15 protein-coding genes and 1 tRNA gene are annotated in these 15,797 nt (G+C 54.8%); 7 read left to right on the forward strand and 9 right to left on the reverse strand.

The genetic code is table 11. The features are described from left to right. Nucleotides 1-116: 116 nt before the first annotated feature. The 5 genes from PN477_RS01140 to PN477_RS01160 form a co-directional block, all read right to left on the reverse strand. A complete protein-coding gene (locus PN477_RS01140; protein WP_272121640.1) occupies nucleotides 117-260 on the reverse strand; it encodes a DUF3598 family protein in 144 nt (47 codons plus the stop codon). Between the two features lie 112 nt (nucleotides 261-372). Further along, entirely contained in the window at nucleotides 373-1,350 is a 978-nt protein-coding gene (locus PN477_RS01145) for a cysteine synthase A (RefSeq protein ID WP_272121642.1), read from the reverse strand. A 141-nt stretch (nucleotides 1,351-1,491) separates the two neighbouring features. Next, nucleotides 1,492-2,193 (reverse strand): response regulator transcription factor, encoded by a 702-nt coding sequence (locus tag PN477_RS01150; protein WP_272146902.1) that lies wholly within the window; start codon nucleotides 2,191-2,193, stop codon nucleotides 1,492-1,494. Nucleotides 2,194-2,224: 31 nt separating this feature from the next. Beyond that, nucleotides 2,225-2,527, reverse strand: a complete 303-nt coding sequence (locus PN477_RS01155; RefSeq protein WP_272121647.1) for a YkvA family protein — start codon at nucleotides 2,525-2,527, stop codon at nucleotides 2,225-2,227. 128 nt (nucleotides 2,528-2,655) lie between these two features. Continuing rightward, on the reverse strand, nucleotides 2,656-3,096 hold the full coding sequence (locus PN477_RS01160) for an ExbD/TolR family protein (protein WP_272121649.1): 441 nt from the start codon (nucleotides 3,094-3,096) through the stop codon (nucleotides 2,656-2,658). 261 nt (nucleotides 3,097-3,357) lie between these two features. Between PN477_RS01160 and PN477_RS01165 the strand changes: the two genes are divergently transcribed. After that, nucleotides 3,358-5,031 carry an ABC transporter substrate-binding protein gene (locus tag PN477_RS01165; RefSeq protein WP_417158721.1) on the forward strand — a complete coding sequence of 558 codons (1,674 nt, stop codon included), beginning with the start codon at nucleotides 3,358-3,360 and terminating at the stop codon, nucleotides 5,029-5,031. A gap of 511 nt (nucleotides 5,032-5,542) precedes the next feature. Here the strand turns inward: PN477_RS01165 and PN477_RS01170 are convergent. Continuing rightward, nucleotides 5,543-5,613, reverse strand: a tRNA-Gly gene (locus tag PN477_RS01170). Nucleotides 5,614-5,660: 47 nt separating this feature from the next. Here PN477_RS01170 and PN477_RS01175 point away from each other — a divergent pair. The 5 genes from PN477_RS01175 (at nucleotide 5,661) to PN477_RS01195 (ending at nucleotide 11,890) form a co-directional block, all read left to right on the forward strand. Continuing rightward, nucleotides 5,661-6,584 (forward strand): o-succinylbenzoate synthase, encoded by a 924-nt coding sequence (locus PN477_RS01175; protein ID WP_272121653.1) that lies wholly within the window; start codon nucleotides 5,661-5,663, stop codon nucleotides 6,582-6,584. Next, a complete protein-coding gene (locus tag PN477_RS01180) occupies nucleotides 6,563-7,963 on the forward strand; it encodes an AMP-binding protein (RefSeq protein WP_272121655.1) in 1,401 nt (466 codons plus the stop codon). Before PN477_RS01175 ends, PN477_RS01180 begins: the two co-directional genes overlap by 22 nt. 196 nt (nucleotides 7,964-8,159) lie before the next feature. Continuing rightward, on the forward strand, nucleotides 8,160-9,131 hold the full coding sequence (locus PN477_RS01185; protein ID WP_272121657.1) for a M48 family metallopeptidase: 972 nt from the start codon (nucleotides 8,160-8,162) through the stop codon (nucleotides 9,129-9,131). 400 nt (nucleotides 9,132-9,531) lie between these two features. Beyond that, entirely contained in the window at nucleotides 9,532-10,662 is a 1,131-nt protein-coding gene (locus PN477_RS01190) for a hypothetical protein (RefSeq protein ID WP_272121659.1), read from the forward strand. 61 nt (nucleotides 10,663-10,723) lie between these two features. Beyond that, entirely contained in the window at nucleotides 10,724-11,890 is a 1,167-nt protein-coding gene (locus PN477_RS01195; protein WP_272121661.1) for an MFS transporter, read from the forward strand. A 74-nt stretch (nucleotides 11,891-11,964) separates the two neighbouring features. Here PN477_RS01195 and PN477_RS01200 read toward each other — a convergent pair whose 3' ends face one another. From PN477_RS01200 to PN477_RS01210, 3 genes are read right to left on the reverse strand one after another with little or no spacing between them, the layout of a single operon-like run. Then, entirely contained in the window at nucleotides 11,965-14,100 is a 2,136-nt protein-coding gene (locus PN477_RS01200; RefSeq protein ID WP_272121664.1) for a recombinase family protein, read from the reverse strand. Between the two features lie 8 nt (nucleotides 14,101-14,108). After that, nucleotides 14,109-14,441 carry a DUF565 domain-containing protein gene (locus PN477_RS01205; RefSeq protein ID WP_272121665.1) on the reverse strand — a complete coding sequence of 111 codons (333 nt, stop codon included), beginning with the start codon at nucleotides 14,439-14,441 and terminating at the stop codon, nucleotides 14,109-14,111. A 26-nt stretch (nucleotides 14,442-14,467) separates the two neighbouring features. After that, complete coding sequence (locus tag PN477_RS01210; RefSeq protein ID WP_272121667.1) at nucleotides 14,468-14,836, reverse strand: winged helix-turn-helix transcriptional regulator; 369 nt, start codon at nucleotides 14,834-14,836, stop codon at nucleotides 14,468-14,470. Nucleotides 14,837-15,074: 238 nt separating this feature from the next. Here PN477_RS01210 and PN477_RS01215 point away from each other — a divergent pair, with 238 nt between their 5' ends. After that, nucleotides 15,075-15,311, forward strand: a complete 237-nt coding sequence (locus tag PN477_RS01215; RefSeq protein ID WP_272121669.1) for a CDGSH iron-sulfur domain-containing protein — start codon at nucleotides 15,075-15,077, stop codon at nucleotides 15,309-15,311. Nucleotides 15,312-15,797: the final 486 nt, after the last annotated feature.

Genomic DNA, 15,797 nt, shown 5'->3' on the forward strand with positions numbered 1-15,797 from the left:
GCTGGGCTAGCGGGGATAGTCTGTGGAGCGAACGTAAGACCATAAACTCCTTGCGGGTGGAGGCTGTTGCTATGAAGCAGAAACCTAAGATGTGAATCTTAGGAATCACTGTGGCTTTAGCCCGGTGAGGATGTCAAGATCGGAATTTCACCCTCAGGGACTTTACCTTCTTTGATCCAGGTTTGATTGAGCCAAGCCCCGGTGCGATCGTATTGGCGCACCAAGCGCAGGCGGGTTGTGGTATCGAGGAGCCAGCCCAAACAAATTCTCCCACTGAGAGGCCATAACCCTACTCCTGACTGTTATGATGTGCCATTTTCAGGGTAAACCATGGAGCACAGCGGCCACCCACCATTCAGACTGCGATCGCGTTTAAGCGTAGGGATATAACCCCCGACTCACCAACCAATCCGGGTTATAGAGCTTCGATTGATAGCGCGAACCACCATCACAAAGGACTGTTGCGATCGTGTGACCCGGCCCCATCTCCTTCGCCAACGCATAGGCCGCCGCCACATTGATCCCCACGGAACCGCCCATAAATAACCCTTCCTTTTCGAGCAGTTGGTACAGCACCCGCACACATTCTTTGTCATCAATTTGGATCGCGTCATCAATGGGCACACCCTCCATATTGCCCGTAATCCGACTATTCCCGATGCCCTCCGTGATTGAACTGCCTTCGGGGTTAATCTCCCCCGTTTTCACGTAGCTATACAGACCGCTCCCCATCGGGTCAGCCACAATGCAGCGAATGTCCGGATTTTTCTCCTTCAAAAATAGAGTGACCCCGGCATAGGTTCCCCCCGTCCCCGTCGCCGCCACCCAACCATCGATCGCGCCATCGGTTTGGGCCCAAATTTCGGGGCCCGTGGTTTCATAATGGGCGTTACGATTGGCGAGATTTTCAAATTGATTCGCCCAGATGCCGTTTTCTAATTCCTCCGCCACCCGACCCGACAGTTTGACGTAGTTGTTAGGGTCTTTATAGGGGACAGCAGGCACGGGGCGAACTTCTGCGCCGAGGGTACGCAGCATATCCATTTTTTCTTGGGATTGGGTTTCGGGGATGATGATCAGGCATTTATACCCCTTGGCATTGCAGATATGGGCCAAGCCAATCCCCGTATTCCCGGCTGTGCCTTCTACCACTGTGCCGCCCGGCTTGAGTTGTCCACTTTTTTCAGCTGCTTCAATGATGTAAAGGGCAGCGCGGTCTTTAACAGACCCGCCGGGATTTAAAAACTCAGCTTTACCCAGAATTTCACACCCGGTTTCATCACTAAAACTATTGAGGCGAATGAGGGGCGTGTTTCCGACTGTACCGACAAAACCGTTTTTAATATCCATGGGGCGTGAGGAATGACCGATTGTACTCCGTGGTTATTGTACCGGGTTTGGGGGTGGGGGCGGGTTTGGGGCCAGTCATCATAAAGGGCAGGCAAGGGGCTTCAGCCCCTTGTTCTAAGCTGGACAGTTGCAGGGCAGGTTCTAGGACTCGTCTTCAAATTTGTAGCCGAGGCCGATCACGGTTTTAATGAATTGGGGCTGGGAGGGGTCAAATTCGACTTTTTTCCGCAGGCGACCGACATGGGTATCCACAACGCGCTCATCGCCAAAAAAGTCATCGCCCCAGAGTTTTTCGATCAGTTGGGGGCGTGTCCAGACGCGGCCGGGGTAGCTGAGGAAGACGCTGAGGAGGTTGAATTCTAGGGCGGTGAGGTCAAGAATTTCGTCGCCGTGGTTGGGATTGTGGCGGGTGACGAGGTGTTGATCGAGGTCGAGGGTGAAGTGGGCGGTTTGGTGGAGGCGGCTTTTTTCGCCGCGCAGGCTACGGCGCAGGAGGGCACGGACGCGGGCGACGAGTTCGCGGGGGCTGAAGGGTTTGACGAGATAGTCATCGGCTCCGGTGGAAAGGCCGATGACGCGATCGATTTCTTCGCTGCGGGCGGTGAGCATCAGGATGTAGGGGTCTTTGGGGAGGCCCATTTGACGAATACGGGTGCAGACTTCGAGGCCGTCGAGGCCGGGGAGCATCAGGTCAAGGATGATCAGGTCGGGCTGAATGCTTTGCACAAGGTGGAGGGCTTGGGGGCCGTCGGGGGCGCGATCGCACCCAAACCCCTCCCGCGCCAGGGTATCGCTCAACAGTTGAGCGATTTCGGCGTTGTCTTCCACAATGAGGATTTTCATGGTGGTGATGGTGTCAAGGGTATGAACGATCTTACTCTTCCACTGAGACCGCATCCACATCAACGGTGGCGGTGCTGCCAATGCCATCATCGGGGGTAACACCTTCACTCTGTCGCGCTTTAGCGAAGTCGAGCACCATTTGGGAAACTTCACTAATTAACAGCGTCAAAATTGCGATGTCGTCGATTTGCCCCACAATCGGGATCAGGTCGGGGGCGATGTCTAAGGGGCTGACGAGGTAGGCCAAACTGCCGAGGATAATCCACCACCGATATTTAGGATTGCGGAGGGTGTTGCGATACCAGTTGTAGAGGGCTTGGGGTGACATGCTCATAGGTTTAGCGGGTTCAGGGCGTTAATCGTTTGGTTCCATTGTGACAAATTGGCGATCGCAACGGGGAACGGCATTTTCTTGCATCTGACGGCGGATTTCCACACCCGACCGCATCGGGAAGGGCGGGGCTAGGGGGCGATCGCAGGATTGGGCGAGACCGGAGCTACTGGGGCGGGTTGAGTGGCGATCGCTAACTGCACCCCCCCCAACTGCCGCAATTGATCCATCACCGCCACCACTTGGCCATGGGGAACCACCTGATCCGCGTTGAGGAGCACGACCAAAGGCTGCTCTGGGGTTTTCATCCCCTCCAAGGTGGTGATGATCTGCGGCAGGGGGGTGGGGGTTTGGTTGAAAAAAATCTGACCATCGGCCCGTAGCGTCACCGTCACCGGCGGCACGGGCTGGGCTTGAGAGGTGGCGGCAGGGGGAAGATTGACGGGCATACCCGTCAAGCGAGCCAACTGCACCGCTGCGAGAATCACAAAGGCCAAAATCACAAAAATCACATCAATCATGGCAATGAGATTGATGCTTAACGGGGTGTCAGGGTCATCGGAAAGACGCATGCTTGGGAATAGATCAGGACTATAGTTCCATCTTAGAATGTCCCAATTGATCTCACCGTCAAGCCGATCGACTCGAACGGAAGTCTTCTTGTGGCAGTTAAGCCAGGGCTGCACGGTGATCCCATGTTTGCGTTGCCCCCTCTCCCAGCGTCCCCAGTAGGGCGATGGGGAGAAGATGTCAAGGTCGCAAAGCCACGATTTTCACCCAATGCGAGTAGAATCATTAAGACTCCAGACACTGAATTTTCAACACATTCAAACATGACACAACGCTCCTTCCCGCTATCCCGATTTTGGCGAGCTTGCGGACAATTTGTAGGTTTATTTTTAATCTGTGCTCTCTTGGTCATGGGCTGTAATCCTGCACCGACCTCGGATTCTGCCAGTGATGCTCCGAGTGAGACAGCAGCGAGCACCACACCGAGCGATCGCATCATCTACGGCACAACCCTAAAACCCCGCACCATCGACCCCGCCGACAGCTATGAAATGGCCGGGATCGAAATTATTTATAACCTTAGCGATACCCTCTATACCTACACACCGGGAACCACCGAACTCGAACCCAGTTTAGCCACGGCCATGCCAACGATTAGCGACGATGGCCTCACCTACACCATCCCCCTGCGGGAAGGGGTTACCTTCCACGACGGCACACCCTTTAATGCCGAAGCGATGAAATTTTCCCTCGATCGCTTCATCGGCAATGGCGGCAAACCAGCGTTTCTCCTGGCTGACGTGGTGGAAACCGTGGAGGCATCCGGCGACTACGAACTAACCATCACCCTCAAACAACCCTTTGCGGCATTCCCCGCCCTCCTCGGTTTTGCCGGAACTTGCGCCATTTCTCCCGATGCCTACACCATCGGCGAAGGGGAATTCAACCCCGATACCTTTGTCGGCACTGGCCCCTACACCCTGACGGAATTCACCAGCGACACGATTCGCATGGATGCTAACCCGGACTATTGGGGTGATGCACCCGCCAATGAAGGGGTTGATATTCAAATCTATGGCGACAACTCCGCCAACCTCTTTAATGCCTTCACCACGGGCGCGGTGGATGTGGCCTATCAATCCCTCGATCCGGAACAAATTACGACGCTCCAAGAGGGCGGCGATCAGGAGGAATGGCAGGTGATTGAAGCCCCTGGTACGGCGGTGAATTTCATGGTGCTGAATGTGAATCAAGAACCCCTCGATCAAGTGGAAGTGCGACGAGCGATCGCTTCCCTGGTTGATCGGGCTTTGATCAATGAGCGCGTCTTCCAAGGTCAAGCCGAACCCCTCTACAGCCTCATCCCCACCGCGTTTGAGAACTATTACGAACCCACCCTCCAAGCCGCCTACGGTGATGCCGACAGCGAAGCCGCGATGGAACTGCTCACCGAAGCTGGGTTTTCCGCAGCCAACCCGGCGGTGATCCCCCTCTGGTTCCCCACCGCTTCCACCACACGCTCCCTCGTGGCGCAAACCCTCCAAGCTCTCGCGGAGCAGCAGCTAGAGGGCATCCTCCAGTTTGAACCCAACACCGTCGATGGGGCCTCATTCTTCAAAAACATCAAAGAAGGCATCTACCCCGCCGCCCTCGTCAACTGGTATCCGGACTTTCTCGACCCGGACAACTACATCCACCCCTTCCTCAGTTGCTCCCAAGGCAGCGAGGCCGCCGGCTGTTCAGAAGGGGGCGCACAAAGTCAAGGCTCGTTCTATTACAACAAGGAAATGAACGACTTGATCAATGCCCAACGGGAGGAAAGCGACCCCACGCAACGGCAGGAAATCATCAGCCAAATTCAAACCAAGCTGGCCGAAGATCTCCCCTACATCCCTCTGTGGCAAACCAAGGAATATGTTTTTGCCCGCAATGAGGTGAGCCGTCTTGAAATGAACCCCAGTCAAACGATTCCGTTCTGGGTGGTGGAAAAGTCTTAGCGTCTGACCCAACCCCATAAAAATAATGCGTCTTGTAGAATAGGAGGCTGATCGATCAGCCTCCTATTTCTGCATTTGAATTGACTCATCATGCTACTGCCTCTACACAACCGTCCAATGTTGACCTCGCCTGCGCTTGATCCCCCCTCTTCGTCAGGGTTAGAGGTTTGCAAGCGAGCTAGAAGCTCGCACTACAGACGCTAGTGGCGTGACACAGCCAAAATGATACTTTATTGTAGGGTGGGTTAGGCGGCTTAACCTCCTGCCATTACTGCAATCTAGCAATCCGCCGTAACCCACCGATTAAGGTGTGTCGTGACACTAGGTGCTTCCAGGAAGGGGACTGTGGGCCTTGGCTTACGCATACCAGATTCAGCCTCGCAACGTGGCTGATGTGTCAGCAGTAGCCAGTAGCCTTTAGGGGGGTAAAAAATTAATCGATTCTGATTCAGTGGAGTGAGATTCTGAGCCGATCGCCTGTTTTGGCTTGAGCTTAAAAATGTTAGGAAAAAGCGGGTGAGGGGAATCGAACCCCTATCATTAGCTTGGAAGGCTAAGGTTTTACCACTAAACTACACCCGCGAATGTGCAGCCCTCCCATGATAGCGAGTTGATTTCAAAATGTCAAAATGAATCAGGGGTTACGGTGCAGGATACAGCCCTATACGATCGCATTTCGGCGACCACTGCAAACGGCGCACGGGATATGGCGACAGCGAGAGGGGGCAATTTTAACGGTGCAGGCGGGCGATCGCACCGGCCAGGGGGAAATCGCGCCGATTCCGTGGTTTGGGTCGGAAACCTTGGCAGAGGCGATCGCCTTTTTTAACCACCTTGGCCCCACCTGTACCTTGGCACAACTGACGCAGATTCCCGACCACCTGCCCGCCTGCCAATTCGCCACCGCTTCAGCCCTCGTCGCTCTCCACGATTCACCGGATGCGATCGCCCTCCAACCCGCCCAGATTGCCCACCTGTTACCGACGGGACAGGCGGCCATGGGTGCGATCGCAGCAGTGCCAGCGGGGACGCGGACGGTGAAATGGAAAATCGGGGTGGCAACGGTGGCGGAGGAGTTGGGCTGGTGGCGGGAACTGTGCGATCGCCTGCCGCCGGAGATTATGATCCGGTTGGATGCCAACGGAAGTTTAAGCGAGGCGGAATTGGGGGCGTGGCTGGACGGGGTGGGTGCGTCGGATCGGGTGGAATTGATCGAGCAACCGTTACCGCCGGATCAGATTGATGCCCTGTTGCGATGGCAGGCGCGATCGCCGTTGCCCTTGGCGTTGGATGAGGCGGTGGCGACGGTGGGGCAGTTGGGGCAGTGGGTGCGGTGGGGTTGGCGGGGGGTCTATGTGGTGAAGGTGGCGATCGCGGGCGATCCGTGGCAATTACAGGCATTATGTCAGGCGCATCAGTTGGATGTGATTGCATCATCAGTGTTTGAAACGGCGATCGGTCGCCAAAATGCGCTTCAATGGGCGATGACGATTCATAACCCGGCGCGGGCGTTGGGGTTTGGGACGGCAGGATGGTTACAGGACGAGGGGTAGGGGTGGATTTAGCGACAAGGTTAGAGGCGCGATCGCCGTGGTTGCGCCGGGATGATCCGGCTCAGGAACGGGCGGATCGGGCGCGGTTTACAGCGGACTATGCGATCGCCTGTAAGCAATTGAGCGATCGCCGTCCCCATCGTCTTTGTTTAGCCGCATCCGACCCAGTGCGCTTTCTCGCCCAATTTTGCGCCGCCGTTGTTACCCAAACCCCCGTTTTTCTCTGTAATCCCCGCTGGCAAGCCCAGGAATGGCAACAGGTTGGGGAGATAGTGCAGCCGGATTTAATGTGGGGACTGCCTGAAGATCAACAGGAGAACAAGGGGCTGAAGCCCCTTGCCTGTCCCCCGCAGGGCGATCTGGATGCTGCGATCGCACAGATCAACGGCCAAGGGATCATTTGCATTCCCACCGGGGGATCTTCGGGGCGGGTGAAATTTGCGATCCATATCTGGGACACCCTGACGGCAGCGGTGACGGGGTTTTACGACTATTTCGATCGCCGCCCGGTGCAGAGTTATTGTGTGTTACCGCTCTACCATGTCAGCGGGTTGATGCAAGCATTACGGGCGATTCTCACCGGGGGACAGGTTTGGATCGGGGACTATCACCGCTTGAAACAGGGGCAATTCCCAACCGATTTAGGCTCAGAGGTGTTTCTCTCCCTCGTGCCCACCCAATTACAGCAGATCTTGACTTGGGACGATGCGCCGCAATGGTTGCGGCAATTTCGGGCAATTTTCATCGGCGGTGCGCCCGCAAATCCGGCCCTGTTGGATCGTGCCGCTGACCTAGGGCTACCCCTCGCCCCCACCTACGGCATGACCGAAACCGCCGCCCAGATCGCCACCCTCAAACCCGCCGATTTTCTCGCCGGCAAACGCACGAGCGGGCCGGTGCTGCCCCATGCCCAGATTGAGAGTTTGCCGGATCAACGGCTTCAGATTCGGGCCGCGTCCCTTTGTTGGGGGTATTATCCGGAACTGTGGCGCGATCGCACCTTCACCGCCGATGATCTCGGCCAGTTCGATCCCCAGGGTCACTTAACCCTGCTCGGTCGGCAACAGCGGCAAATCATCACGGGCGGCGAAAATGTTGCCCCAGAGGAAATCGAAGCGGCGATTTTAGCGACGGGACAGGTGGCGGATGTCTGCGTTGTGGGCCTGCCCGATCCCGTTTGGGGAGAAGCGATCGCCGCCCTCTATGCCCCGATGCTCTCCGAAGCCCAGTTACACAGCATCCAAACCCACCTCCGCCGCACCCTCGCCCCCCACAAAATCCCCAAACAATGGCACGGTTGCGCCCAACTCCCCCGCAATGCCCAAGGCAAACTCGACTATGGACAGATGAGCGCGATCGCCCAGCCCCCACCTGGTTGACTGACTTGATAGCCCTCACCCCCAACCCCTCTCCCAGAGGGCGAGGGGAGCCAATCCATTTTTCCAGTTCCCTCTCCCCTAGGGAGAGGGCTAGGGTGAGGGCTTTCCGAGATTCTGGCTAATTTTGTCAGTCAGCCAGCCCCCCACAGTGTCAGACTACAATCAAGAACAAACCGTGTTGTAAGAAAAACCTGCTATGGCAACCTATCCCGGCCTTTCTAGCGAAGCCTTCCGACATCCCCTCGATGCCCAAGCGGAACAAGCCCTGCGCTCCATTCCCGGTTTTCAGCAATTCACCCGTGGTTTTGTGGAATACCTCTACGAACGCCCCCAACATGTCTATTTAATGGGCAATTGTGTCGAAGTGGGCCCCCGTCAATATGCCACCATCTACGGCATTTTTCGCGAATGCGTGCGGGATCTCAGCCTCCCTGTGGAACCCCATCTTTTCGTCAGTCAAAATCCCGAAGTGAATAGCTATTCCCTCGGCTCCGATCATCCCAGCATGGTGATTAATTCCGGGGCGTTGGACTTACTCAATGAAGCGGAATTGCGCACCGTGATCGCCCATGAATTGGGCCATATTAAATGCGGCCATACCGTGCTCAAACAGATGGCGATCTGGGCGATGGAAGCCACCCAATTAATCGGCGATCTCACCTTGGGGATTGGGAAAATGCTCACGCCGGGCCTGGTGTTTGGGTTCTACGAATGGAGTCGCAAGGCGGAACTGTCGGCCGATCGCGCTGCCCATTTGGTGGTCGAAGATTTGCAACTGGTGGCGCAAACGATGCTGAAGCTGGCCGGTGGCAGTCAGAAATACGCCCATGAATGCAGCCTGGCGGAATTCATGAATCAAGCGGAACGCTATCAGGCCCAGGATCAAGACGAACTCAACCAGATTTATAAATTTTTGCTCTATAACGGCGGTCGGGGCGCGTTGCTCACCCATCCGTTTCCCGTGGAGCGGCTGCATTTTCTCCAACAATGGTCAACCTCTGAGCAGTATCAACGGATTCGCAATGGCCAATACAGGACGGCGAATTCGGAAGGCGCGGTCAACGTATCTGCCCAGGAGAGCGATCGCGAAGTGAACGAGCTACAGCGTCAATTGGAACGGCTCCAGGCGGAGATTGACCGGGTACGGGGGCGATCGCAACGTCAGTAATACCGAACGTGATCGAGATCAACCCGTATTTAGACGGGAATCAGCGGCAGGATCGATAAAGATCATCGTGGAAATTACTGATATCCTTAATAGTCAATGTATCCTGGGAAAAAGATGAGAGGGCGCTGCGGCGGCGTGGGTCTCTGCTTCACTCATTCTCAATCCTACTTTCGCTCGGTGCTGTATGCCTAAGGCTAGGTGAACGATGATCTATAAATTCCTCCTTGATGTTGTTCGTAACTGTTCACCAGAAATTACCCTTGATGAGTTTAAAGCTCTTTTTTTAGAGCATCGTTCTCATCCAGGCAATTTATCAGCATTTTCTGATCTCATTCTCCTCCTTAAACATAATGAAAAGGATGAATTTTTAGGAACATTGAAGCGGTGTTGTTACATCTTAGTGAACAACTGGGAAACGCAACGGAAAACCCACTGTATTCCGGCGTTGGTGTCCAGTTTTACCGACGTTAACTGGAATGCACCCATTGCCTCTAAACCACGCCAGCGCCTCCAAGCCTGGTTACAAGAGTTTGTGACCAGTCAGGACTATGACGATTTAAAGTTATTTACGGCGCAGCATTTACGGCCGCAAGGAGAGACGAAAACAGAAAAAGACGCACCAGAACCGCACTGGAGTACGCGCTACACATCTTATCTGTTGGTTCCCCAATTTATGAATGCGGAAAATTCGCCAGAACAGCGGGCAGTGGCTCAGAAGCGATCGCAGGAACTCAAAGATAAGTTTAAGTTTGATTTGGCAATGTATACAGCGCGATCGCAGTCGGGTCTGCAAGGCCGTCAAACCGATCTCCAAAATCCCACCGGCTTAGGGGATGATGTGCTTCGCCTCATTAAAACCATCGTGGCCCGTCAAGGTCGCTATAGTTATTCCCACTTTGCCAATATTTTTCTCAAGCAAATTCAAGGATTAAGCTACGACGAATTTAAAGGGGCGTTGTGTAAGTATTTATCCTACTCCACTGATTCTACCGTTCAGAAAAATTCTGTCAGCAAACAGTTACTGCGCCGGATTCAAAACCTTTACCCCAATTACAGCGATGATGGGCTAGATGATGCTCTGCTGTTGCGCACCTGTAACCGTGTGATTGATTTTTTGACCATTGAACGCAATGACACACCCTCGGATTTTTTCGTGTTTATTCTCACCCAAGGTCATGCGCTGACCTTAGTGGTTTTACTGCTGAAAATTGCTCTGGTTTGTCCCAATACGAGAACCCATTTAGATTATCAAGTGGCGAAATTAATTCGCTATTACATGCAATATCCAGTGGATGATTGTGATTGGGTGGTTCATTTTTTTGAGGTGTTTAATATTGCCTTTGCGATTCACGGCGATCGCAATGTGGAATACAACCTGATTCGGATTCGGAGCGGCAACACCGCAGACTATGACTCCGCAGATCAAGACTTGATGGAGAACTACCGCATTTTCTCCCAATATAAGGACGGTGCTAGCCCAAAGTTGATCCCCTTTGAAAAACCATCCTCCCGACAATCGATGACCTCCTGAAGCGGGATAGTTCTCCGGTTAACATCGGGATAGACCAAGCAGAAAATCACGAGGCGAAGGGATGATCAGCAAAGCGCGAGTGTTGGGGGTGACGGCGGTTCAGGGGGCGATTACCTTGGGATGGGTGTTGTACGCGCTGTACTTGCCGCAACTTTTAACAGAATTAGGATTAGCGCCGGAATGGGCGGGGCTGTTGCTGACGATTGAGCATGGACTGGAGGTGGTGATTGAGCCGCTTGTGGGGCGGTTGTCCGATCGCAGCCAACGGAAGCTAGGGACGCGCTACCCCTGGATTGTGGTGGGAAGTTTGGCAACGGCGACGCTGTTGATGGGGTTTCCGGCGGTGGTGGTGTGGGGGCAAGCTGTGCCGATGTTGTTGATCGGGGTGGCGATCGCTTGGGCATCGGCCATGGCGGTGTTTCGCAGTCCGGTGATGAGTCTGCTGGCCACGGCAGCCCCTCGGCCTCAATTGCCCCTTGCGGCCAGTGCCTTAACCCTGGTGCAGCAACTGATCGGGGCGCTGCGATTCACAGTGTACGGGGTGATTTTGAGTTGGGGGCCAGGGTTTGCCTTTGGGGTGGGGTCAGTGGTGCTGTTGGGAGCGATCGCCTTTCTCCGCTGGGCCATTCCCCCCCAACCCGATCAACCCCAACCCGTCGAACCGTCTCCCACGGCTCTCACTCCGTTGAATATTGCCCTAATTGTCGCGGTGGGTCTCACGCTTTCGGTGGGGTTGCGCTTTATCTTTGCCACAATTCCGATGGTGGTGGCGCTGGGGTTCAGCCCGGAACAAAAAGCCATGGGGAGTTTGGCGTTTAGTCTCACTTTGGCGATCGCTGCCTTGCCCGTGGGATATCTGGCGACACGCTGGGGAAATGGGGTAACGATGGTGGGCGGCGCGGGGGTGGCGGCGCTGGGGTTGGTGATAATGCTGGGCAATCCGCAGCCCCTGATCGTGATCCTGGGAGTGGCGATCGTGGCGATTCCCCTCAGTGGCGTACTCAATGGCGCGATTCCCTTTGTTCTCAACCTTGTGCCAGCAACGGATAAAGGCTTTGGACTGGGGTTATATTTTGGCGCGTTGGGGGGTGGGTTTAGCTTTTTTGATCTGGTGTTTAAGGCCCTGGAACCGGTGGCAACGGTGCAGGGAACTGGGGGCGCGATCGCGCTGCTCTGTGTGGCGGGTTTGATTGGCTACAGTCAACGCCAGGCCGCCCCACAGGCCTAACTTTGCAGCTTGATCACTACGGACAGATCAAAAGCCCCTCGCCCCGTGGGAGAGGGGTTTGGGGTGAGGGCCATTCATGCAAAATTTGCGGATTGCACCAAGGGCGACAGGGGCCCCAGTTGTTCTGCACCATTCACCGCCAATTCGCTATGGCACAGAATCAACCGCTGATCCACCCGTGCAATCAGATCCCGTAAGACGCGATCGAGGCGATCGCGTTTATCCTGTTCTTGTGCCTCGGCTGTCCAGGGTTGCCCAAGGCGATCACGCCAAAACAGATGATGGGCAAACAATCCCGTTGCGCCCCCCTCTTGCCACAGCACTGATCCCACATCGAGCCAAAATTGCCAAGGGTGCGATCGTCGCAACGTCCGGTATTGATAAATCGTGGCCAGCAGTACCGCATTGTCCGGCTTCCCCTGACGACTGGGGTAAGCATTGGCGGTAATCGTGCCCCGCCGCAACAGCTTAATAAATTGTTCTAAGGTCTCTGAAGCCGTGCGCTTCGGGGAGCCGCTCTGTTCCAGTCGCCGTTCCACATCCCAAAAATGTTGCGCCGTTTCCATCAGTTCCCGCAACACCGATAACTCGCCATAGGTGAGTTGCGGCCGTGTTGCGCCGAAAAAATCCTGAATGGCACGATTGAGAACCTGGGCGGGTTTTTCGGCATAGTGAGGGGGGTGCTGGGCAAGGTGGGATCGTTGCCGTTCAATCCAGGTGTAGATCTGTTCATAGGCGGCAACGACTTGATGCCCAAACCGATCCCAGCGGTCGTAGTCCATAATCGGTAGGAGGTGGGGATGGTCAGGGGCGAAGTGGTAGCAGTGATCCGAGAGAAGGCCCGCTCGCACCGGATCGATCGTGGCGGCAGGACTGCGGTTCGGTAACGGTGGACTGAGGACGACGAGCATTTCCGCGATGCGATCGCGCTCCGTTAGATGCCCCAAATTGGGATAGACCAACGTGAGCAGCGTTAACAAGGCCCGCACCAGGGGCGACGTGATCAAGGGGCGTTGCTCGTTGAGGGGTTCAACGGCAATCTGATTTTTGCTGAGAATATCGATCAGGGTGTAGCGGGCGATCGCATCTAACCCCGGCGCAATCACCGCAATATCCGCCGCTCTCACCCCGTCCTCCTGCACCGCTCGAATAATCCGATCCGCCGTCGCCCGCAACAACGAGGCCCGCGACACTGGCAAATATTGTTCAATGCGATCGTGGCGCGTTTGTTGCAGTTGCACCACCTCCACTTCCGGCGGCAAGGTCAGCAATTGCGGCGAATCCGAGGCCAGGGAATCCAGCAGCGGCGTTAACATTGCCGTCAGGCCAGCGGTGCGGTTGAGACGCTCGCATTGCTCAAATTGCTCCTGAAGTTGCCACAGAGCTTGCGGGTCAGCATTTAACCCCAAACGGCTTTGACCATGAATGTTATAGGTCGCCACACAATACACCCGATGATCTAAAAACGTCCGCAAAATATCCGCGGCCAAGGCTGGATAGTCATCAAGATCATCGGCAAAAACTGCCTGATAGCGGCGCAAAAGTTGCACTTCATAACTGGGATTCCCCAGCAAGTAATGACTATACAGATCGTAGATCACGCCATAGGACAGGAACCCCCGTTCTAAACACCAGGTGTGCCACCCTTGCAACAGTTCCCCCCGCTGGCAACTAATATCCGCTTGTTCATCCCAGCGCAACCCCGGCAACCCGGCACAGAGCAGATCGGCAATTTGGCTTAAGGTTGTGCCCCCCGCTCCCGCCAGTTGCAGCAGATCCAGGGTATCGCGCACGAAGCGATATTCCATCATGCCGCTGTTGTCCCGTTGCAAGGCTTCGAGGTGCGATCGCCACAATTGTGTGGCCAGTTCTTGCTCCGTTTCGGGGCGCAGATGGAGGGGAAATTGGGCATTAAGTTTGAGGGCTTGGAAAATGAGCGGCCAAAACAGCGACACTTCATCTTTCATAAAGGCGATCGGCGTTTTCATCACAATCGGTTCATGGCTGATCACCTCGGCCAAGAGGCGATCGCTCAAATCCCGCTGATTGGCCGTACTCGCCGTCAAGACCAAAACCGCCGGGGTAATCGCTGGCCGTCCCTGTTTTGGCAACGGCAGCGATCGATGTTGACCCGTCCATTGCTCAAACATTTCCAACAAACGCTGGGTCTTCCCGCTCCGGCTCGACCCTGAAATCCACAGTGAACGCATAGAACTCGTTAGGAATTGAGCTTAAAGGCTTCGAGAAACAGACCGTAGATGAAACCAATTTTCAGGGCATTGATCACATCTCCCCAGGCGATGCGGGGCGATCGCTGACCTTGACCATAAATGAAACGGCTGATCACCTCCGTCACCGCCACACAAAAGGCCGCGATCGAGATATCCCATAGAGCCATCTGCCCTGCCGTACTGGAGACCCCACTCGCCAGGAAAAACCCCACCAGCAAGCCAATCACCAACAGCGACAACCGCCGCCAGGGATTACTCGCCCATTGCGTGGTGCGATCGCCCACCCCCGCCAACAAGCCATTCAACCGCGTTCGTTGCATCGTGCCCTGCCCTCAAATCTGTCCCCTTACTCTAGCTCTCGACCCTCCAACTGCTCAAGCTGTTGATGTTGGATTCCCCACTCATGCATCACCGCCAAAATCGGCCGCAAACTTTCCCCCAACCCCGTCAGGGAATATTCCACCTTCGGCGGCACCTGAGCATACACCTCCCGATGCACAATGCCATCCGCCTCCATTTCCCGTAACTGTTGGGTCAGCATCTTTTGGGTAATCCCCGTTAACGCCCGTTGCAACTCGCCAAAACGCCGCACTCCCCCCAACAATTCCCGCAAAATCAACACTTTCCAACGCCCACCAATCACCGCCAATGTCCGCTCAACGGCACAATAGACCTGCTTGTTGCCAATCTGTGCAATGGATGCTTGATTCACCATAGTATCGTTTTGGGTACTACCTTACTTTTTAGTGCTTACTGTGCAAGCCAATGGTACTCGGTTTAAAGTCTGATTATATAGCGATCCTAAATCAATCGGAGATCTTATCTCCTTATCAACAAGGGGCTTAAGCCCCTTGCCTATTCATAAATCAAATAGGATTGCTATAGAAGATTTAGCCAGTTTTAAGGCTGAATTTTAGACCGTAAACGTCGTCACACGATTGGATCAAAAAATCATGAGTCAGCCCGTTATTTTCGACAACAAGCCTGCGGTTTTAGACCTTGAAGCGGGAACCTATTTCTGGTGTAGTTGTGGCCAATCTAAAAATCAACCCTTTTGTGATGGGGGCCATCAGGGCACAGACTTCACGCCGGTTAAATTCGAGCTTGAAGCGGCTCAAAAAGTAGCCCTGTGTAACTGCAAACACAGTGCCAATAAACCGTTTTGTGATGGTGCTCATACCTCGCTTTAAGGCGTTAACGTTCCACGGGTTGATGCAGGGGATGGGAGAGACGAAAACAGTGAGACTGCGCGATCGCTGCCTCCCTCCTGTCGTTCTGAATCTTGGCGGCGAGTGCGGTCTCTTGAGCGATCGCGTCGGGTGCATCCCAACTTTTGCAGATTCATCTTGCTCGCCAGGTAACACCCTCATCCCCACCCTTCTCCCGCAGGAGAAGGGAGCCAAAAGCCCTCTCCTGCGGGAGAGGGTTGGGTGAGGGGTTGCATAACTGGGATGCAACCATCGCGTCATTGTCCCCGGTTATCTCTCTGGTGGTGAGTTTTACCGGACATCATCCCGAAATTCTCCCTACAATACTAGAGTTGGTAGTGCATTAATGCACGGGACGGAGGAAAATCAGGCTACACAACTACGATAACTAGGGAGACAAGCTCATGGCTATTGAGATGACCTGTCCGACCTGTGGGTCTCACGATATCTCCAAGAACGGCACTAGCC

Origin of the sequence: Spirulina subsalsa CS-330, from assembly GCF_028330765.1 — a bacterium.
GTDB classification, from domain to species: Bacteria; Cyanobacteriota; Cyanobacteriia; order Cyanobacteriales; family Spirulinaceae; genus Spirulina; species Spirulina subsalsa_A.

Bases quoted from the DNA above. Each gene is read 5' to 3' on its own strand.
- PN477_RS01215 (WP_272121669.1), top strand. From the start codon at position 15,075: ATGAGTCAGCCCGTTATTTTCGACAACAAGCCTGCGGTTTTAGACCTT.
- PN477_RS01180 (WP_272121655.1), top strand. From the start codon at position 6,563: ATGGTTACAGGACGAGGGGTAGGGGTGGATTTAGCGACAAGGTTAGAG.
- PN477_RS01205 (WP_272121665.1), bottom strand. From the start codon at position 14,441: ATGCAACGAACGCGGTTGAATGGCTTGTTGGCGGGGGTGGGCGATCGC.
- PN477_RS01150 (WP_272146902.1), bottom strand. From the start codon at position 2,193: ATGAAAATCCTCATTGTGGAAGACAACGCCGAAATCGCTCAACTGTTG.
- PN477_RS01185 (WP_272121657.1), top strand. From the start codon at position 8,160: ATGGCAACCTATCCCGGCCTTTCTAGCGAAGCCTTCCGACATCCCCTC.
- PN477_RS01195 (WP_272121661.1), top strand. From the start codon at position 10,724: ATGATCAGCAAAGCGCGAGTGTTGGGGGTGACGGCGGTTCAGGGGGCG.
- PN477_RS01200 (WP_272121664.1), bottom strand. From the start codon at position 14,100: ATGCGTTCACTGTGGATTTCAGGGTCGAGCCGGAGCGGGAAGACCCAG.
- PN477_RS01165 (WP_417158721.1), top strand. From the start codon at position 3,358: ATGACACAACGCTCCTTCCCGCTATCCCGATTTTGGCGAGCTTGCGGA.
- PN477_RS01155 (WP_272121647.1), bottom strand. From the start codon at position 2,527: ATGAGCATGTCACCCCAAGCCCTCTACAACTGGTATCGCAACACCCTC.
- PN477_RS01145 (WP_272121642.1), bottom strand. From the start codon at position 1,350: ATGGATATTAAAAACGGTTTTGTCGGTACAGTCGGAAACACGCCCCTC.
- PN477_RS01160 (WP_272121649.1), bottom strand. From the start codon at position 3,096: ATGCGTCTTTCCGATGACCCTGACACCCCGTTAAGCATCAATCTCATT.
- PN477_RS01210 (WP_272121667.1), bottom strand. From the start codon at position 14,836: ATGGTGAATCAAGCATCCATTGCACAGATTGGCAACAAGCAGGTCTAT.
- PN477_RS01175 (WP_272121653.1), top strand. From the start codon at position 5,661: ATGAATCAGGGGTTACGGTGCAGGATACAGCCCTATACGATCGCATTT.